The sequence below is a fragment of the Intrasporangium chromatireducens Q5-1 genome (genome assembly GCF_000576575.1).
GTDB classification, from domain to species: Bacteria; Actinomycetota; Actinomycetes; order Actinomycetales; family Dermatophilaceae; genus Intrasporangium_A; species Intrasporangium_A chromatireducens.
The window spans coordinates 1-2,324 of record NZ_AWQS01000396.1 but is presented as its reverse complement, the minus strand read 5'-3'; the positions used below and the strand labels follow the sequence as shown (position 1 = coordinate 2,324).

The 2,324-nt window shown below is 72.8% G+C and carries 2 protein-coding genes; both read left to right on the top strand.

The window, feature by feature from the left end:
* Positions 1-536: 536 nt before the first annotated feature.
* Positions 537-1,931: a hypothetical protein gene (locus N864_RS21530; protein ID WP_034722280.1), complete on the top strand. Its 1,395-nt coding sequence runs from the start codon at positions 537-539 to the stop codon at positions 1,929-1,931.
* A 70-nt stretch (positions 1,932-2,001) separates the two neighbouring features.
* Positions 2,002-2,172: a site-specific integrase gene (locus tag N864_RS24380; RefSeq protein WP_205621030.1), complete on the top strand. Its 171-nt coding sequence runs from the start codon at positions 2,002-2,004 to the stop codon at positions 2,170-2,172.
* Positions 2,173-2,324: the final 152 nt, after the last annotated feature.

Genomic DNA, 2,324 nt, shown 5'->3' with positions numbered 1-2,324 from the left:
CGTTGGCCGCCGACCCGGCCGCGCTGCGGATCGGGGCGCCGCCGGTGGTCGGCCGGCTGGTAGCGGCTTTGCGCGCCGAGGGCGTCACCTGTCTGCCGGCGCCGCGTTGTGCGCTCTGTTCACGAGAGGGCCTTGCCTTGACCCGGTCCGCGACCCATGGCGGGGTGTGCGCTCGGTGCCGGGCCCGTGAGCTGGCCGAGGCCTGCGTCCGCTGCGGGATCGTCAAGCCCGTCGCGGGCCGCGACCCGGACCGCAGGCCGCTCTGCGCCCGCTGCGCGGACCGGCCACGACGCGAGTGCGGACGATGCGGCCGGACCCGTCGGATCGCCCGCCGCGCTCACGACGACGAGCCCGACATCTGCGATGCGTGTTTCCGCTCGCCCCAAGCCCTCTGCTCAGGTTGTGCACGCCTGCGGCCATGCGCCTTCGCCGGCAGCGACGCCCCGGTCTGCGCCTCGTGCGCCTCGCGCCGAACCGCGGTCTGCGCCCACTGTGGTCAGGACCGGCCCCCGAGCGCGAACTGGGCCGAGGGACCGGTGTGCGAGCCGTGCTACACCGCCGCGCTGCGCCACCGCGGCACGTGCCGCGGGTGCCACGCCGAGCGTCGGCTGGTCCATCCGCCCGGACCGCAGGCACACACCTGCGCGGACTGCGCCGGGCTGCCCACCAGTCACGTCTGCACCGACTGCGGCCGCGAGGACAAGCTCTACGAACGCGGCCGGTGCGAGCGCTGCGCGCTGGCCCGCCGCGCCGGCAAGCTGCTGCGCGCCGATCACGGGAAGGTCCCCGCGGAGCTGCTCGCGGTCCACGACGCGATCCTGGCGACCAGCACCCCACGGACCGCGTTGAACTGGCTACGCGGCGGCGCCGGCGCCGCCGTCCTGGCCGACCTCGCCGCCGGGACAACGGCCCTGACCCATGACGCGCTCGATGCGCACCCGCGCCGCCGCGGCGCCGACTACCTGCGGCACGTGCTCGTCGCGGCCGACGTGCTCCCGGCCCGCGACGAACCCTTGGCCCGCATCGAGGCCTGGGTGGCCACCGTGCTCGCCGAGGTGCAGGACGGCGAGCACCGCCGGCTGCTGCAGGGCTACGCCACCTGGCAGGTCCTGCGCCGACTGCGCCGACGAGCAGCACGCAGCGCCACCGGGCACAGCCCGACCGGCTACCCCCGCACCCAGCTGCGCACCGCCGCGCGCTTCCTGAACTGGCTCGATCAACAAGGCCTCACCCTGGACCGGTGCCGCCAAGGCGATCTCGACGACTGGCTCGCCGCCACACCCACCGGCTACCCGGCCCGCGACTTCCTCGCCTGGGCCGCCGAGCACCACCACTGCATCCCGATGCTCGTCCCGGCCACCGCGCGCAACACCGGGACCGCCATCGACGCCGACGAGCGCTGGGCACTCGTGGCCCGCCTCTTGCACGATGACAGCCTCGACCTGGCCGACCGGGTCGCCGGCGCCCTGCTGCTCTGCTACGGCCAGCAACTGTCGCGCATCGCCGTCATGAGGACCGATCAGGTCCACCATCGCGGCGACCCCGACATCGTCGCGTTGCGCTTCGCGGCGCACGAGATCATCGTCCCCGAACCGCTATCGGGCCTACTCACCGACCTGGCCGCTGCCGGCCGCCGCAGCCACCGCGGCATCGGCTCACCCGCCACCAGCCCATGGCTGTTCCCAGGACACCTACCCGGACGGCCCATCACCGCCGCTCGCTTGGGCGAACGCCTCCGGCTGCTCGGCATCCGAGCCCTTCCCGCACGACGAGCCACACTGGTCCAGCTCGCAGCCGAGGTCCCCGCAGCCGTCCTGGCCGAACTGCTCAACCTGACCCCAGCAACCGCCACCCGCTGGACCCGAGACTCCGGAGCCGACTGGTCAGGCTACGCGGCCGAGCTGGCCCACAGACATGATCACCAACCATGACGAATAACCACGTCAACAGATCAACGATGAGCGGCTATTCGACCGGATCCGAACATTGCTGGTTACCAGTATGGCTGCTGCCTACTCCGGCGGCGGCGACCCGCAGCGCACCCTGACCCTGCTCGCCACGTGGCTGGGGCACACCAGCACCGCGCACACGTACTGGTACCTGTCCGCGGCCCCGGAACTCATGGCGCTGGCAGCGACCCGGCTCGCCCAGCCGAAGGCGGCGCGGTCATGACCCTCTTGGCGCCGTCCCTGCAGTCCTACTTCACCGGCCACGCCCAAATTCGAAGGGGCCTGTCCCCGAACACGATCGCGACCTACCGGGACACCTGGCGGCTGTTCATCAAGTACCTCACCGCCAGCACCGGCGTCCCCGCGGACAAGATC

Bases quoted from the DNA above. Each gene is read 5' to 3' on its own strand.
- N864_RS24380 (WP_205621030.1), top strand. From the start codon at position 2,002: ATGGCTGCTGCCTACTCCGGCGGCGGCGACCCGCAGCGCACCCTGACC.